18 protein-coding genes and 1 pseudogene are annotated in these 14,678 nt (G+C 73.2%); 10 read left to right on the top strand and 9 right to left on the bottom strand.

The window, feature by feature from the left end; genetic code table 11:
- The 3 genes and pseudogenes from JNW89_RS11660 to JNW89_RS11650 all read right to left on the bottom strand — a co-directional run.
- Window positions 1-372, bottom strand: a pseudogene (locus JNW89_RS11660) (serine/threonine protein kinase); the annotation flags it as partial.
- Window positions 270-899 carry a serine/threonine-protein kinase gene (locus JNW89_RS11655; protein WP_238448918.1) on the bottom strand — a complete coding sequence of 210 codons (630 nt, stop codon included), beginning with the start codon at window positions 897-899 and terminating at the stop codon, window positions 270-272. The gene JNW89_RS11655 and the pseudogene JNW89_RS11660, both read right to left, overlap by 103 nt.
- A 162-nt stretch (window positions 900-1,061) precedes the next feature.
- Window positions 1,062-1,907: an SPFH domain-containing protein gene (locus tag JNW89_RS11650; RefSeq protein WP_238448917.1), complete on the bottom strand. Its 846-nt coding sequence runs from the start codon at window positions 1,905-1,907 to the stop codon at window positions 1,062-1,064.
- Window positions 1,908-2,052: 145 nt separating this feature from the next.
- Here JNW89_RS11650 and JNW89_RS11645 point away from each other — a divergent pair, with 145 nt between their 5' ends.
- Window positions 2,053-2,418, top strand: coding sequence for a GYD domain-containing protein (locus JNW89_RS11645; protein WP_309139977.1), 366 nt, complete (start codon window positions 2,053-2,055; stop codon window positions 2,416-2,418).
- Between the two features lie 15 nt (window positions 2,419-2,433).
- On the opposite strand, the gene JNW89_RS11640 is transcribed toward JNW89_RS11645, so the two are convergent.
- A complete protein-coding gene (locus JNW89_RS11640; RefSeq protein WP_238448916.1) occupies window positions 2,434-2,946 on the bottom strand; it encodes a MarR family winged helix-turn-helix transcriptional regulator in 513 nt (170 codons plus the stop codon).
- 52 nt (window positions 2,947-2,998) lie between these two features.
- Between JNW89_RS11640 and pip the strand changes: the two genes are divergently transcribed.
- The 6 genes from pip (at window position 2,999) to JNW89_RS11610 (ending at window position 9,122) form a co-directional block, all read left to right on the top strand.
- On the top strand, window positions 2,999-3,955 hold the full coding sequence (gene pip, locus JNW89_RS11635) for a prolyl aminopeptidase (RefSeq protein WP_238448915.1): 957 nt from the start codon (window positions 2,999-3,001) through the stop codon (window positions 3,953-3,955).
- Window positions 3,956-4,136: 181 nt separating this feature from the next.
- Entirely contained in the window at window positions 4,137-4,778 is a 642-nt protein-coding gene (locus JNW89_RS11630) for a flavin reductase family protein (protein WP_238448914.1), read from the top strand.
- A gap of 9 nt (window positions 4,779-4,787) precedes the next feature.
- Window positions 4,788-5,582: a hypothetical protein gene (locus JNW89_RS11625; RefSeq protein ID WP_238448913.1), complete on the top strand. Its 795-nt coding sequence runs from the start codon at window positions 4,788-4,790 to the stop codon at window positions 5,580-5,582.
- Window positions 5,583-5,732: 150 nt separating this feature from the next.
- The gene (locus JNW89_RS11620) at window positions 5,733-6,866 is read left to right on the top strand and encodes a peptidoglycan-binding protein (protein WP_238448912.1); all 1,134 of its coding nucleotides are present in this window, start codon (window positions 5,733-5,735) and stop codon (window positions 6,864-6,866) included.
- Between the two features lie 160 nt (window positions 6,867-7,026).
- The gene (locus JNW89_RS11615) at window positions 7,027-7,473 is read left to right on the top strand and encodes a VOC family protein (protein WP_238448911.1); all 447 of its coding nucleotides are present in this window, start codon (window positions 7,027-7,029) and stop codon (window positions 7,471-7,473) included.
- A 74-nt stretch (window positions 7,474-7,547) separates the two neighbouring features.
- Window positions 7,548-9,122: an FMN-binding glutamate synthase family protein gene (locus JNW89_RS11610; RefSeq protein ID WP_238448910.1), complete on the top strand. Its 1,575-nt coding sequence runs from the start codon at window positions 7,548-7,550 to the stop codon at window positions 9,120-9,122.
- Between the two features lie 4 nt (window positions 9,123-9,126).
- Here the strand turns inward: JNW89_RS11610 and JNW89_RS11605 are convergent, their stop codons facing one another.
- Complete coding sequence (locus JNW89_RS11605; protein ID WP_238448909.1) at window positions 9,127-9,840, bottom strand: RraA family protein; 714 nt, start codon at window positions 9,838-9,840, stop codon at window positions 9,127-9,129.
- Between the two features lie 79 nt (window positions 9,841-9,919).
- The gene (locus JNW89_RS11600; protein ID WP_255540700.1) at window positions 9,920-10,693 is read right to left on the bottom strand and encodes a dienelactone hydrolase family protein; all 774 of its coding nucleotides are present in this window, start codon (window positions 10,691-10,693) and stop codon (window positions 9,920-9,922) included.
- An 82-nt stretch (window positions 10,694-10,775) separates the two neighbouring features.
- On the opposite strand from JNW89_RS11600, the gene JNW89_RS11595 reads away from it, so the two are divergent.
- Together JNW89_RS11595 and JNW89_RS11590 are read left to right on the top strand one after the other, a co-directional pair.
- Complete coding sequence (locus JNW89_RS11595) at window positions 10,776-11,300, top strand: GNAT family N-acetyltransferase (protein ID WP_238448908.1); 525 nt, start codon at window positions 10,776-10,778, stop codon at window positions 11,298-11,300.
- Window positions 11,301-11,456: 156 nt separating this feature from the next.
- Window positions 11,457-11,699, top strand: a complete 243-nt coding sequence (locus tag JNW89_RS11590; protein WP_238448907.1) for a hypothetical protein — start codon at window positions 11,457-11,459, stop codon at window positions 11,697-11,699.
- Between the two features lie 48 nt (window positions 11,700-11,747).
- On the opposite strand, the gene JNW89_RS11585 is transcribed toward JNW89_RS11590, so the two are convergent.
- Together JNW89_RS11585 and JNW89_RS11580 are read right to left on the bottom strand one after the other, a co-directional pair.
- On the bottom strand, window positions 11,748-12,110 hold the full coding sequence (locus JNW89_RS11585; protein WP_238448906.1) for a hypothetical protein: 363 nt from the start codon (window positions 12,108-12,110) through the stop codon (window positions 11,748-11,750).
- Window positions 12,111-12,431: 321 nt separating this feature from the next.
- Window positions 12,432-12,923: a GNAT family N-acetyltransferase gene (locus JNW89_RS11580; RefSeq protein WP_238448905.1), complete on the bottom strand. Its 492-nt coding sequence runs from the start codon at window positions 12,921-12,923 to the stop codon at window positions 12,432-12,434.
- Window positions 12,924-13,014: 91 nt separating this feature from the next.
- Here JNW89_RS11580 and JNW89_RS11575 point away from each other — a divergent pair, with 91 nt between their 5' ends.
- Window positions 13,015-13,461: a DUF2809 domain-containing protein gene (locus JNW89_RS11575; protein WP_238448904.1), complete on the top strand. Its 447-nt coding sequence runs from the start codon at window positions 13,015-13,017 to the stop codon at window positions 13,459-13,461.
- Window positions 13,462-13,526: 65 nt separating this feature from the next.
- Here the strand turns inward: JNW89_RS11575 and JNW89_RS11570 are convergent.
- On the bottom strand, window positions 13,527-14,678 hold a 1,152-nt coding region (locus tag JNW89_RS11570; RefSeq protein ID WP_238448903.1), incomplete at its 5' end, for a CaiB/BaiF CoA-transferase family protein.

Raw genomic sequence — 14,678 nt, 5'->3', positions numbered from 1 at the left:
CAGGCTGGTGGCGCCGGCGGTGCCGTCGGGGAACGGGAAGAGCGCGGCGAGCAGCGCGGCCCGGCGGGCCAGCTCGGCCAGGCCCCGCTCCTCCCAGTCCGCGCCGTAGGCGTCCGCGGCGGTGCGTTCCAGCTCGGCGAGGAAGACCTCCGCCGGCTGCGGCCGGTCGGTGGGCTGCTTGGCGATGCCGTGGCGCAGCAGGTCGTGCACGGGTGGCGGCGCCGCCTCGGTGGGGATCGGCGCCTGCGCGTGCTGGGTCCGCAGGGTGATCAGGTCCCGCCCGTCGTACGGGGGGCGGCCGGTGAGGCACTCGTAGAAGGTGGCGGTGGCGGCGTAGATGTCGCAGGCCGGCTGGCCGGCGCGCCGGTCCACTGTTCGGGGGCCATGTAGCGGGGGGTGCCGCTGACCGAGCCGCCGCCGTCCCGGCCGACCGGTACGGCGATGCCGAAGTCGGCCAGTTTGCTGCGCCCGTCGAGGTCGACCAGCACGTTCTCGGGCTTGTAGTCGCGGTGCACGACGCCCCGGGCGTGCGCGGCGGCCAGCCCGGCGAGGGAGCCCTTGAGCACGCAGAGGGCCGCCTCGGGCTCGGTGGGGCCGTGGGCGCGCAGCATCTGCCGCAGGGACACCCCGTTGACCAGCTCCATCACGATGGCGGCGCCGTGCGGGGACTCGACGTACTCGTAGAGCCGGGAGATGTGCGGGTCGTCGACCTCGACGAGCAGCTGGGCCTCGTCGCGGAACGCGGTGCGGGTCGGGTCGTCGTCCACGGCGCTGGTCAGGTACTTGATGGCGACGGGGGTGCCGCTGGCGTCGTGGGTGGCCAGCAGGACGCGGCCGGACGCGCCGACGCCGAGCTGCCGTACCGGCGTGTAGCCGGAGAGCTGCCAGTCCGCGCTCACGCGGCGGCCTCCCCGGCCTGCGGGGAGCGGTCACGGGTCAGGGCCACGCTGATCATTCTCGTCACGGGGAGCGTCCGGTCCATCGGCGCAACGGTTGCTCCACCGCGTCCGGACGTCCGTGATGATGGATGGGTTTCGGTCAGAGGGCTTGACGCGGGCCGTTCAGCGGTGGCCTTCCCGGCGGTGGCCGTCGCCGGGGACGCTCGGCACCGCCTCCGGCGTGTCGATCTGCTCCCCGGCGCCGCGGGCCAGCTTGTCAAAGAACCGGAGCAGTTCCACCGGGAACGGCATGACCAGGGTGCTGTTCTTCTCGGCCGCCACGTCCACCACGGTCTGCAACAGTCGCAGCTGGTAGGCGCCCGGCGTGTCGGCCATCGCCCGGGAGGCGTCGGCGAGCCGGCGGGACGCCTGGAACTCGCCGTCGGCGGCGATCACCCGGGCCCGGCGTTCGCGTTCCGCCTCGGCCTGCCGCGACATGGACCGCTTCATCCCCTCCGGCAGGGAGACGTCCTTGACCTCGACCCGTTCGATGAGCAGCCCCCACGGCTTCTCGGTGGGCGCGTCGATCACCGCCTTCAACTCGGCGTTGATCCGGTCCCGGTCCCGCAGCAGGGTGTCGAGGTCGGCCTTGCCGATCACCGACCGCAGCGCGGTCTGGGCCACCTGGAGCACCGCCGATGGGTAGTCCCGCACGTTGACCAGCACCTTCACCGGGTCGACCACCCGGTAGTAGACGACCGCGTCGACCGTGAGGGTGACGTTGTCCCGGGTGATGACGCCCTGCGCGGGCACCCCGATCACCGTGGTCTGCATGCTGACCCGGACCATCCGGTCGGCGACCGGAATGATCAGATGGAGACCGGGCTGCCGGATGCGGTCCAGCACCCGGCCGAAGCGGAAGACGACACCGCGCTGGTACTGCTGCACCATCCGTACGCTGAGCGCGAGCAGCAGCACGACGAGCGCGACGACGACGACCAGAGCGACGAACCCGGCGGCGGCTCCCATGACTCCCTCGTTCCCGGAGGCGCCCGCCTCCGGCGCCGCGCATACCCGATTCGGCGGACGACAGTCCTGCACCACTATCGGCGGAACGGGCGCTGGTCTGCGGGGAGGGGCACTAGCGTGAGACCCGAAGGGGAGCTACAGGCTGGTGGCCGTCGAGCGACCGCCAGGACATCCGGGAGTTGGTGTCGAGGTGGCGAAGTTCCTGTTGAAGTCGACCTACTCCGCCGCGGGGCTCAAGGGGCTGGTCGACGACGGTGGTACCAAGCGCGCCGAGGTGGTCCGGAAGATGATCGAGGAGGCCGGCGGGCGGATGGAGTCGATGCACTTCGCCTTCGCCGAGGACGACACCTACGTGCTGTGTGAGCTGCCGGACCACAAGACGGTGGCCGGGCTGGCGATCGCCATCGGCGCGACGGGCGGCCTGAGCGTCCAGATCACCCCGGTGCTGACCCCCGCCGAGGTCGACGAGGTGACCCGGATGAAGACCACGTACACGCCCCCGGGTCAGTGACCTTCGGCGCATGAGCTAGTCGGCGCCCGCGGGCGGGTTCTCCTGCGGCACGAGGTCGGGTGCGACGTCGGCGATCCGCTGCCGCATCGACCTGCGGCCCAGGGCGGCCAGCGCCTCGTCGACGAGCCGGGTCAACGGGTACGACAGCTCGGCCTCGAACCGGCGGGCGGCGGCCGTGGTGGCGGCCGATTCGGCGTCCAGCACAGGCAGCAGCGACTCGGCCCTCGGGGTGAGGTGGGCGATGCGCTGCCGGGCGTCCGCGCCGGGGCTGAGCGTGACCAGGCCCGCCTTCGCCAGCTGCGCGACGGTCTGACTGGCGGCGGAGTGGGTCACCCCGGTCGCCTCGGCCAGCGCGCGGATGGACGCGGGACCGCCCGCCGCCAGCGTCCGGATCACCGGGGTGAACCGTGGCCGGAACCCGGGCAGCCCGAGGTCGGCGTAGACGGCGGCGACCTCGCCGTCGAGCAGGTCGAGCAGATGGCGCAGCCGGGTGCCGAGGAGTTCGGGGCCGGGCGGTCGGGCGGGCATGTGGGCTAATGTAACAGCGCTGTTGCATCCAGTCCCTGGGGAGGGCCCACGCATGGACGAGCGCTATCCGCCGATCGAGCCGTACGACCACGGCATGCTCGACGTCGGCGACGGCAACGCCGTGTACTGGGAGGTCTGCGGCAATCCCGACGGCAAGCCCGCGCTCGTCGTGCACGGCGGACCGGGCTCGGGGTGCGGCACCGGGGTCCGCCGGTTCTTCGACCCGGCGCGCTACCGGATCGTGCTGTTCGACCAGCGCGGGTGCGGGCGCAGCACCCCGCACGCCAGCGACCCGGCCACCGACCTGCGGCACAACACCACCCACCACCTCGTCGCCGACATGGAACGCCTGCGCGAGCACCTGGGCGTGCGGCGCTGGCTGCTGCACGGCGGGTCGTGGGGCTCGACCCTCATCCTGGCCTACGCGCAGCGGCACCCCGAGCGGGTGTCCGAGATCGTCATCAACGCGGTCACCAGCACCCGCCGCTCGGAGATCGACTGGCTCTACCGGGGCGTCGGCCGGTTCTTCCCCCAGCAGTGGGACCGCTTCCTCGCCGGCGCGCCCGGCACCCCCCGCGACGGCGACGTCGTCGGCGCGTACGCCCGGCTGATGGCCGACCCGGACCCGGCGGTACGCGAGCGCGCCACCGTCGACTGGTGCGCCTGGGAGGACGCGGTGGTGTCGGCAGAGGCGGTGACCAGCCCGTACAGCGACCGCCCGTCGGCGGCGCGCATGGCCATGGTCCGGATCTGCTCGCACTACTTCGCCCACGGCGCCTGGCTGGAGGAGGGCGTCCTGCTGCGCGACGCGCACCGGCTCGCCGGCATTCCCGGGGTGCTGATCCACGGCCGGCTCGACCTGAGCAGCCCGCTGGACACCGCCTGGCAGCTGCACCGGGCGTGGCCGGACTCCGAACTGATCGTCGTCGAGCAGGCGGGGCACTTCGGCACCGACGAGACCCGGGGCCACGTCGTGCGCGCCCTCGACCGGTTCGCCACGGCCGGCTGACGCCGCGCCCGCGCCGCGGCTCCACTCCTCGACGAACTACGGGCGGGCACGTCGCGCCCCTGGGGCGGCCCACCCGCAACGCCACGTCCGATCGCCGCCAGCGATCGGCGCGGCGCGCGCGCAGAGTCGGGTACGGCCGGGTGGACCGCACCGGCCGTGGGCGTTCGCGAAGGGCAGGACCATGCACGTCGTACCCGATCTGAAGGTGCTCTACTTCGGCACCCCGGTGGTGTTGATCAGCTCCCGGAACCCGGACGGAAGCGCCAACCTCGCGCCGATGTCGTCGGCGTGGTGGCTGGACCGGTCGGCCATGCTCGGCCTGGGCGACAGCGGCCAGACCACGGCCAACCTGCATCGCGAGGGCGAGTGCGTGCTGAACCTGCCGTCCTCGGCGATGGTCGACGCGGTGGACCGGATCGCGCTGACCACCGGCCGGCCGGACGTGCCGGAGCACAAGGCCGCCCAGGGCTACCGCTACGAGCCGGACAAGTTCGCCCTCGCCGGGCTGACCCGCCAGCCGTCGGACCTGGTCGCCCCGCCCCGGGTGGCGCAGTGCCCGATCCAGTTGGAGTGCCGGGTGGTCGCCTCGTACCCGTTCGGCGGCACGCCGTCGTACGCCACCGCCTTCCAGGTGGAGGTGCTGCGCGCGCACGTCGAGGAGGACCTGGTCATCCCGGGCACGTCGTACGTGGACCCGCTGGGCTGGGACCCGCTGATCATGAAGTTCTGCGAGTTCTTCGGCGGCGGGCGCAACGTGCACCCGTCCCGGCTGGCCGAGGGCTGGCGGATGCCGCACCGCAGGGCCGTGGCGCCGACGCCATAACCTGGCGTCGTGACACGCTCCGGGCCCGACCAGCGGGGCTGGAGCCCCATGCCCGTCCGCCACCACCGCCGCCCCTCCGGCACCCTCCTCGGCCTGCTCGGCGTGGGGTCGATCCTGTGCTGCCTACCGGTCGCCCTCGGCGTGCCGATCCGGCTTGCCTCGCACGAGGTCGCCCGGCGGGTCGGCGTCGTCCCGATGCTGGTGCTGCTCTTCGCGGCGCTCTGGGCCGGTGGCGTCGCGTACCGGCGGTGGCGGGAGTGGACGCACCGCCGCGTGCTGCGCTGGGGCGAGGGGGCCGGCTGGTCGCCGGTCATCGGACGGACGATCTGGCCGTGGACCTCCGGGCAGTTCCGGCCCGACCGGGTGCGCGTGGCGTACGCCCTCACCCGGGACCTCGGCGGGTACCCGGTGACCGTCGGCGAGGTCGCCTGGACGCACGACGGTCTGGCCGGCGCGGACCGGGTCGAGGGCAGGGGCCACTTCGCGATCCTGCGACTGCCGCGCCCCTACCCCACCACCGCCGTGCAGCGCCGCCGGACGATCGCCGCGGCCCGGGCGGGCGAGGACGAGTTCGTCCGCCGGTACCGGATCATCCTGCGCGACACGGACCTCGCCGACCGGCTCGTCGCCCCGGCGCTGCACGCCGCGCACGTGACCGGGCTGGTGCCACCCTGGACGGTCATCGGCGACGAGCTGTACACCGTGGTCACCGATCGCCGTCCGCTGACGCCGCGGCGGGTGGCGCAGCGGGTCGACGAACTGCTGCGGATCGCCGACCTGCTGGGACTGGGCGAGCGCGCCTGACGCCGCCGGCGCGCCCGTCCGGGCACATCGGATCGACACGGGCCTCTAGCGCCCGGGCCGGTCATGGCAATATCCTCCACCTCACGCGCGCACTTTGGAGTTCTCTTTCATCGCTGCCCTGGGCCACCCCCGGCCCGTCGAGGAGATGCCATGCACTTCGACCACCCTGAACTCGACCGTCGTACCCTGCTGCGGGCCGGCCTGGGCGCGGCGACCGTCGCGGTCGTCGGGTCCGAACTGGCCTTTCCGGTCGCCGCGCAGGCCGATCCCGGCGCGGACCTCGACTGGATCTACAGCTGCGACGAGTGGGGCGCCCGCCCGCCGGCCGACCCGCTGGTGATCAGCGCCATCCCCACCAACAAGATCATCGTGCACCACATGGCGTTCCCCAACGTCACGGACTACTCCGAGGCGCAGGCGATCAAGCTGGCCCGGGACTGCCAGAACCTGCACATGGACGGCAACGGCTGGTCCGACACCGGCCAGCACTTCACCATCAGCCGGGGCGGCTACGTGATGGAGGGGCGGCACGGCAGCCTCGAGCGGCTCCAGGCCGGCGACCGGCAGATGGTCTCGGCGCACTGCCCCGGCGAGAACGGCCGGTCGATCGGCATCGAGAACGAAGGCACCTACGTCACCGACACCCCGCCCGACGAGCTGCTCGACTCGCTGGTGAAGCTCTGCACCACCATCTGCCGCCAGTACGGCCTGCACGCCCACGACATCTTCGGCCACTGGGACTTCCGCACCACCCTCTGCCCGGGCGCGACCTTCTACCGGCTCTTCCCGGACGTGCGCCGCCGGGTGTTCACGAAGCTCGGCACCGACCTCGCCGACGTGCCGGCCCGCCGCTGGCCCGACCTGTGGCGCTTCGTCGGCTCCCCGTCCGTCCGGGTCGCGCAGTACCTGTTGGCGTACCGCGGCTACGCCGTCACGCCGAACAGCGCCTTCGACGCCGCCACCGTGGCCGCCGTGCAGGACTGGCAGGCCCGCAACGGCATCCCGGTCGACATCGACGCCACCATCACCGGCCCCACCTGGGAGACCCTGGCGCCGGAGCTGGAGAAGGACGCGACCGGCCTGCCAGTCGAGGCGGTGCAGTTCATCCTCAACTGGAAGGGCTACGCCGAGGTCACCGTCACCGGCGAGTACGACCACGCGACCAAGGAGGCCGTGAAGGACATCCAGCGGCTGCACGGGCTGCCGCGTACCGGCAAGGTCAGCACCAGCACGTGGTGCGCGCTGGTCGGCGGCATCGTCCGCCAGTCGTTCCGCCGGCACTGATCCGCCACGCACCGGTGGGGCGGGTGACGGCCCGACCCACCGGCGCGGAACGGCGGGCCGTGGGTCGTACGCCGGGCGGCGGCGGTCGCGGCCCGCGTTGGCGCCTTCACCACACGTGTTCGGCGTGTACGGACCGGCGGGGACGGGCGGCGGTGCGACGATGGCCCTTGTCGTCGACCTCAAGGAGGATGTCGTGGCATCCCAGCTCAACCCGTACCTCAACTTCGCCGGCAACGCCCGCGAGGCGATGGAGTTCTACCAGCAGGTCTTCGGTGGGGACCTGTCGCTGACCAGCTTCCGCGATTTCGGCACCGAGGACCCGGCGATCGCCGACCAGATCATGCACGGCATGCTCCGCACGTCCGCCGGCCACGTGCTGATGGCCTCGGACATGCCGCCCGGCATGGAGATCCGGCGCGGCAACGCCAACACGGTCAGCCTCAGCGGCGACGACGCCGACGAGCTGCGCCGCTGGTGGGAGCAGCTCTCCTCCGGCGGCGTGGTGAGCGTGCCGCTGGAGAAGCAGATGTGGGGCGACGAGTTCGGCCAGTGCGAGGACCGGTTCGGCACTCCGTGGATGGTCAACATCACCCAGGCGCAGGCCTGACCCGCAGCGCCGGGCCGAGGTAGCGCGCCCGCCGGGCTGTTTGGGCGGCGGCGGGACCGGGGAGTGTGGCGGGCATGAAGTGGGCCAGTCGAGCCGTACCCGTCGTCGCCGCCGCTCTCGCGGGCCTCGCCGCACGCGACGTCCTCCAGCGCGACCACGCGCTGCTGCGCAACTTCCCGGTCATCGGCCGGGCGCGCTACCTGCTGGAGTCGATCGGGCCGGAGCTGCGGCAGTACATCGTGGCCGGCAACAACGAGGAGCGGCCGTTCACCCGCGACCAGCGGCGCTGGATCTACGCCTCGGCCAAGCAGGAGAACAACTACTTCGGCTTCGGCACGGACAACGACATCGAGTACACCCCCGGCTACCCGATCATCAAGCACCGCACCTTCGGCCGGGCCGTGCCGCCGTCCTCACCCACGGCCGGGCACGACGTGCGGCTGCCGGCGGCGAAGGTGCTCGGCGGGGCGCAGGGCCGGCCCCGGGCGTTCCGCCCGGAGTCGATCGTCAACATCTCCGGGATGAGCTTCGGCTCGCTCTCCGGCAACGCGGTCACCGCGCTGAACAAGGGCGCGGCACTGGCCGGTTGCCTGCAGAACACCGGCGAGGGCGGGCTGTCGCCGTACCACCGCAACGGCGGCGACCTGGTGTTCCAGATCGGCACGGCGTACTTCGGCTGCCGCGACGAACGCGGCCGGTTCAGCCTCGACCGGCTCAAGGATCTGGTGGCCGGCGCCCCCGTCCGGGCGTTGGAGGTCAAGCTCAGCCAGGGCGCCAAGCCCAGCCTGGGCGGGCTGCTGCCCGGGGCGAAGGTGTCCGCCGAGATCGCCGCGACCCGGGGCATCCCGCAGGGGCGGGACTGCGTCAGCCCGTCCCGGCACGCCGAGTTCTCCGACTGCGACAGCCTGCTGGACTGGGTGGAGCTGCTCGCCGCCGAGACCGGCCTGCCGGTGGGCATCAAGTCCGCCGTCGGTGACCTCGGCTTCTGGGAGGAGCTGACCACGCTGATGCGCGACACCGGGCGCGGCGTGGACTTCGTGACCGTGGACGGCGGCGAGGGCGGCACCGGCGCCGCGCCGCTGATCTTCACCGACTCGGTGTCGCTGCCGTTCCAGCAGGGCTTCGCCCGCGTCTACCGCACCTTCGCCGAGAAGGACCTGCACGAGCGCACGGTCTTCGTCGGGGCCGGCAAGCTGGGCCTGCCGGACAACGCCGTCGTCGCGTTCGCGCTCGGCTGCGACATGGTCAACGTCGGCCGGGAGGCGATGCTGGCGATCGGCTGCATCCAGGCGCAGAAGTGCCACACCGACACCTGCCCGACCGGCGTCGCCACCCAGAACCCGTGGCTCGCCCGGGGCCTGGACCCCACCCTGAAGTCGGTCCGCGTCGCCAACTACCTGCGTACGCTGCGGCGGGACCTGGTGAAGGTGGCCGAGGCGTGCGGCGTCGAGCACCCCGGCCTGATCGACACCGACGCGGTGGAGATCCTGGACGGCCGGACCGCCTCCACCCCACTGCGCGAGGTGTACGGCTACCGGCCCGAATGGGGGCGGCCCTCGGCGGCCGACCGGGCGGAGATCGTCGCGTTGATGACCGGGGAGGCGCCGCAGGGCGGCAGCGCCCCGCCGTCGGCGACCGCGATGGGCTGACCCCTCACTCCTCGATCGCTCCGCCCACCGCCCGCAGGTGCTCGCGGAACGTCAGCGACGGGTCCTCCGCCCGCCGGGCCAGGTACGCGCCGAAGCCCACCTGCGCCCGCAACGGCACGCCGGCGCGGATCAGGTCGGCCTGCCGCCGCTCGGTGTCCCGGATCGACTCGGCCAGGTCGAACAGCTCCCCGACCCGCTCGGCCGGCACGAAGAGCACCCCGTCGTCGTCGCCGAGGACGACGTCGCCGGCGTCCACCGTCGGCTGCCCCACCTCGGCGGACGCCAGCGCGCCCGGCGGCCGGGCGTCGAGGCGCTGCGGGCCGGTGGGGATCGCCCCGAGGCTGAACACCGGCAGCCCGACCGCGCGGATGTCGGCGGTGTCCCGGTGCAGGCCCCAGACCACCACGCCGGCCAGGCCCGCGGCCTGCGCCTCCAGCACCACCAGGTCACCGACGCAGCTCTCGTCGGCGCGCCCGCCGTTGTCGACGACGAGCACGTCGCCGGGCGACGCCCGGTCGATCGCCTCGAGGAACACGTCGACGCTGCCGACGTGCCGGGCGGGCGTCACCCGGCCGGCGAGCCGCTCACCAGGCAGAACGGGTCGTACGGCGGCCGGCGCGCAGCGTACCGGCACCCCGGCGCGCAGGCAGGCGTCGGCGACGTGGGCGGTGGTCAGCGCCGCGAACCGCCGGCGCAGGTCTGGGGCATCGACGTTCATTCCCCGACCGTAGTGCGCCCGGCCCGGCCCGGTGGCCGGCCACTTCCGTACTCGTAGCCTGCTCCCGGCGACCCCGGGGTCAGCGGCGGAAGGTCCGGTCGAGCAGGTCGAACAGGGCCGCCCAGTGCCGCTCGGTGGCCCGCTCGTCGTACGTCGGGGTGTCGGCCATCGTGTAGCCGTGGTGCGCGCCGGGGTAGACCTCGGAGCGGTGCCGGACGCCCGCCGCCGCCAGGGCCTTCTCCAGCGTCTCGATCTGCTCCGCCGTCATCGACTGGTCGTTGTCGGCGTGCCCGAAGTACAGCTCGCCGGTGACCGCGCCGACGGCCAGGTGCGGGCTGTCCGCCGCGTCGGTGACGATCCGGCCGCCGTGGAAGCTGGCCGCGGCGGCGAGCCGGTCCGGGTGCGCCTCGATCGCGCGCAGCGCGGTCGTCCCACCCAGGCAGTAGCCGGTGACGGCGGCCGGGCCGGGCGTCACGCCGGGCTGGGCGGCCAGGAAGTCGAGGTAGGCGGCGGTGTCCCGGGCCACCACGTCCGGGGTCAGCGCCGTGATCAGCGGCATCAGCCGGCCGAAGAGCGCGCCGCGCTGCTCCGGGTCGCCGAGGCCGGTCAGGTCGACCAGGGGTGCCCGGCCGGCGCGGTGGAACAGGTTCGGCACCAGCACCACGTACCCCTCGGCGGCGATCCGCTGCGCCATCTCGGCCAGCCGGGGCCGCAGCCCGAACGCGTCCATGAAGAGCAGGACCGGCGGGAACGGGCCGTCGGCGTCCGGCCGGACCAGGTACGCGTCGGCGTCGCCGTCGCTGGTCGGAACGTCCACGGTCGTCGTGCGCACGGGCAGCCTGTTCGTCGTCATGCCCCGGACGCTACCCACGGCGGGGCGTCGGCACCGAAAACGGGTGGCCCGCCCCGCCCGACTCCGGCAGGATCCCGGACCGATGCTGATCCGACGTGAGACACCCGCCGACATCGCCGCCGTCCGCGCGGTGCACACCGCCGCGTTCGCCTCGGCGGACGCCCCGGACGCCGTACCTCTCGAGGCCCCGCTGGTCGACGCGCTGCGCGCCGACGACGGTTGGCTGCCCGCCCTCTCGCTGGTCGCCACAGACGCCGACGGGCAGGTCGTCGGGCACGTCGTCTGCACCCGGGGCACGGTGGCCGGCGCGCCGGTGGCGCTCGGCCTGGGTCCGCTCGGGGTGCTGCCCGCCTGGCAGCGCCGGGGCGTGGGGTCGGCGCTGATGCACGCGGTGCTCGGCGCGGCCGACGCGCTGGACGAGCCGCTGGTCGTGCTGCTCGGGCACCCGGAGTACTACCCGCGGTTCGGGTTCCGGCCGGCGGTCGACCTGGGCGTGACACCGCCCGGCCCGTGGGGTCCGCGGTACTTCATGGCCCGGCCGTTGAGCGCCTGGCGGCCCGACATCCAGGGCCCCTTCGCGTACGCGAAGCCCTTCGCCGACCTCTAGCGGCCTTTCCGCGCGCCCGCCGCTCGGGCATGCTGGGGTGATGGGAGAGGTGCTACCGATGCCCAGCTTCGGTGACCTGTTCACCGACACGCGGGGCGACGAGCGGACGATGCGGGTCAGCTACCACCCGGAACGCGGTGCCGTGGTGCTCTCACTGTGGAGCGGGCCCGTCTGCCGAGGCTCCTTCCGGCTCGCCGCCGACGACGTGGGCCGGCTGCGGGCCTGCTCACCGCCATCGACGGGGACGCCGCGCGCCCGGCCGCCGGGTCGGGCGGCGCGACGGCCACCGCCGGGGGCGAGGTCGCGGCGGAGGCCACCGAGGTCATCCAGACCGGCGACATCTCGGGTACGGCGCAGCGGGCGGCGCTGCCGATCCTGCCCGCGCCGCGGGTCGCCTAGAGCGTGCCCTGCCGATGTGTGGTCCGCCCCGCTGCTGATCCAGTCGCATCACGAATGCGAGGGAGACGGCGAGGGTGCCGATGAGCCCACCACCTGCAGAACGCGTTGGCGCAGCTCGTCCTGCGCCGAGGGCCAGGGATGGGAGAAGGCGGCGGCTTCCAGCGATCTGGGGAAGATCCGGCGGACGTCCGGATTTTCTTCACCATCCTCCGGAGCCTCGTAGGTGACGGGTGGCCCCAGATGCAAGGCGATCGGCATCCCCAGCCCGGAGAGCTGGTTGAGGTCAACACCAGCCGGTCCCTCGGCAACATCTGTGAGCCCCACCCACCGGCAGTTCACCCACGTGTAGACGGTGCGTACCTCGTCCACCGCGTCAGCCTCGGCCGGCGCCACCCCGAACACCGACGCCACGCACACCGGCCGGGCCCGGGTTCCCGCGTGACTTCAGTCCGAAAGGTCGGGTCGTGTTCGAGCACCTCCACGACCCGCGCACCGAACTGTTCGCGCAGCGGCCCAGGCGGCAGCTTCCGCCCGTCGGGCGCGGACATCCACCGGACGACGACGACGCCCGACGCCACGAGGACCAGCAGCGCCAGTGCCAGCACTCGCCATCGACGCATGGGCGAGCCTCCCTGTTCAGATCACGCGAGCCCCGGTGCGGTTGACGGGCGTGACGCTAGCCGACCGCGTGCGGTACCGGTGGCCCTGACCGCGCGATCAATTCAAGGACCCCTACATCAGCTGCCTGCCCAGCGAGAGACCGGCGTCGGTGTAGCCGTTCCGGCTGTAGAAGCGCACGGCATCAATGTTGCGGTGGTGGATGCCGGCGGACAGATAGGTGATTCCACGGTCGGTTGCCCATCGTTCGGCCGCCTCCAGCAGCGCTGTTCCCACCCGGAGCCCTCGCGAATCGGGCAGTACGACCGTGTGCACCTGCGCCGAAGGCTCGGGCCGCAGGATCTGATGTTCCGGCGGGTCGGAGTTCCGCAGGACCTCCACCATCCCGACCACCCGGCCAACGGCCTCGGCAACGAGAACGGCATCCCGCCTCGACTCGTCGGCCAACACCGCCGAGAAGTGTTCAACCACCGCCGCACGCTGTGGAACGCGGTAGGTATCAGGGTCGAGAGCCAGATGCGCCTCGGCGTTGGCCAGGCGCAGCTCCACCAGGAAGGGAACGTCTGCCAAGCTCGCCGGCCGAATCCGCACGTCTGCCTGCTGCACCCTGCGGAGCCTAAGCCACCATGATCGCCAGGACGGGGCCTGGCCCGGACAGGGGCGGCGTGCTCGACGTGCACTGACTAGCATCCCCGAAATGTCGATCACGCCCAGGACGGTCCGGCTGCTCATGCCGGTGGCGGCGGCGCTCTTCCTCGGCGTTGCCCTGGCCGTCCGAGCCGTCGACGACGGCGCGTTGCGGCAGTACTCCGGCACCGCCCTGTACGCGTCGATGGTGTGGGCGGGGGTGCTGTTCCTGTGGCCACGGATGGCGCCGGTGCCGGTCGGGGTGATCGCGGTGCTGTTCTGCTGGCTGGTGGAATGCGCGCAGCTGACCGGGGTGCCGGCGGAGTTGTCGGCGCGGAGTCTGGTCGCGCGGCTGGCGCTCGGGGTCCAGTTCGATCCGGTCGATCTGGTCTGGTACCCGATCGGGGTGATCCCGCTGGCCGCACTGCACCGACTGGTGGCCGGTGGCGTCCCGCTCACCCCTCGCGGGCAGCGGCGGCGGGAGCGCTCCGCTCACGCCGGTGGCATGCCTGACTGATCGCCTGCCGGGGACCGCACATCGGGTCGTCGGTCGCCGAGTCTCGGGGGCGCGGGTAAGGCTGGTCAGTCGGGGTACGGGCGGCCGGTCAGCCAGGCGCGGATGTCGTCGCCGTGCTCGTCGAGGGCGGGCGGTGGCAGGTCGTAGCGGGGTGGGGTGGCGGAGAAGCCGATCGGGTGCCGGACGCCGGGCACGCCGCCGGCCGCCACCACCGGGTCGAGCCCGAGCTCTTCGGCCAGCGCGACCCCGCCGTCGACGGTGGTGATCGGGGCGCACGGCACACCCGCCGCGGTCAGGTCGCGGAACCACTCGTCCCGGGTCCGCCGGGCCAACCGCGCCACCAGGATCGGGCGCAGGGCGTCCCGGTGCACGGTGCGGTCCTGGTTGCGCCCGAACCGGGGGTCGTCGGGCAGCTCGGGCAGGCCGAGCACCTGGCACAGCCGGCGGAACTGCCCGTCGTTGCCGGCGATGATGACGAGGTCGCCGTCGGCGGTGGGCAACGGCTCGTACGGGAACAGGCTCGGGTGGGCGTTGCCCATCCGGTACGGGGCCGCGCCGCCGGCGACGTACCCGCTGGTGTGGTTGACCAGACCGGACAGCGCCGAGGAGAGCAGGTTCACCTCGACGTGCTGGCCGACGCCGGTGCGGTCCCGGTGGTGCAGGGCGGCGAGGATGCCGACCGCCGCGTGCAGGCCGGCGATCACGTCGAACACGGCGACACCGGCCTTGTACGGCGGGCCGTCGGCGTCGCCGGTGAGGCTCATCAGGCCCGACGCCGCCTGGACCATGAGGTCGTAGCCGGGCAGGTGCGCTCCACCGTGGGCGCCGAAGCCGCTGACGGAGGCATAGACGATCCCTTCGTTGCCGGCCGCCACGCTGTCGTAGTCGAGGCCGAAGCGGCGCAGGCCGCCGGGGCGGAAGTTCTCGATCATGACATCGGCGCGGCGGGCGAGTTCCCGCGCGACGGCCAGGTCGTCGGGGTCGGCGAGGTCGAGCGCGATCGAGCGCTTGTTGCGGTTCACGCCGAGGTAGTAGGTGGAGACGCCCTCGCGCGCCGGCGGCGTCCAGGCCCGGGTGTCGTCCCCGCCGGGCCCCTCCACCTTGATCACCTCGGCGCCGAGGTCGGCCAGGAGCATGGTCGCGTACGGCCCGGCGAGGATGCGCGAGAAGTCCGCGACGAGGACGCCGTCGAGCGGTCCGGTCCGCTGCCTCCCCCA

It is taken from the genome of Micromonospora sp. 4G55, assembly GCF_016803375.1.
This window is presented reverse-complemented; position numbering and strand designations above follow the sequence as displayed.

What these genes read in the sequence shown, in the direction of transcription:
- JNW89_RS11650 (WP_238448917.1), bottom strand. Translation starts at nt 1,907, where the DNA reads ATGGGAGCCGCCGCCGGGTTCGTCGCTCTGGTCGTCGTCGTCGCGCTC.
- JNW89_RS11640 (WP_238448916.1), bottom strand. Translation starts at nt 2,946, where the DNA reads ATGCCCGCCCGACCGCCCGGCCCCGAACTCCTCGGCACCCGGCTGCGC.
- pip (WP_238448915.1), top strand. Translation starts at nt 2,999, where the DNA reads ATGGACGAGCGCTATCCGCCGATCGAGCCGTACGACCACGGCATGCTC.
- JNW89_RS11630 (WP_238448914.1), top strand. Translation starts at nt 4,137, where the DNA reads ATGCACGTCGTACCCGATCTGAAGGTGCTCTACTTCGGCACCCCGGTG.
- JNW89_RS11620 (WP_238448912.1), top strand. Translation starts at nt 5,733, where the DNA reads ATGCACTTCGACCACCCTGAACTCGACCGTCGTACCCTGCTGCGGGCC.
- JNW89_RS11615 (WP_238448911.1), top strand. Translation starts at nt 7,027, where the DNA reads ATGGCCCTTGTCGTCGACCTCAAGGAGGATGTCGTGGCATCCCAGCTC.
- JNW89_RS11610 (WP_238448910.1), top strand. Translation starts at nt 7,548, where the DNA reads ATGAAGTGGGCCAGTCGAGCCGTACCCGTCGTCGCCGCCGCTCTCGCG.
- JNW89_RS11605 (WP_238448909.1), bottom strand. Translation starts at nt 9,840, where the DNA reads ATGAACGTCGATGCCCCAGACCTGCGCCGGCGGTTCGCGGCGCTGACC.
- JNW89_RS11600 (WP_255540700.1), bottom strand. Translation starts at nt 10,693, where the DNA reads ATGACGACGAACAGGCTGCCCGTGCGCACGACGACCGTGGACGTTCCG.
- JNW89_RS11595 (WP_238448908.1), top strand. Translation starts at nt 10,776, where the DNA reads ATGCTGATCCGACGTGAGACACCCGCCGACATCGCCGCCGTCCGCGCG.
- JNW89_RS11575 (WP_238448904.1), top strand. Translation starts at nt 13,015, where the DNA reads ATGTCGATCACGCCCAGGACGGTCCGGCTGCTCATGCCGGTGGCGGCG.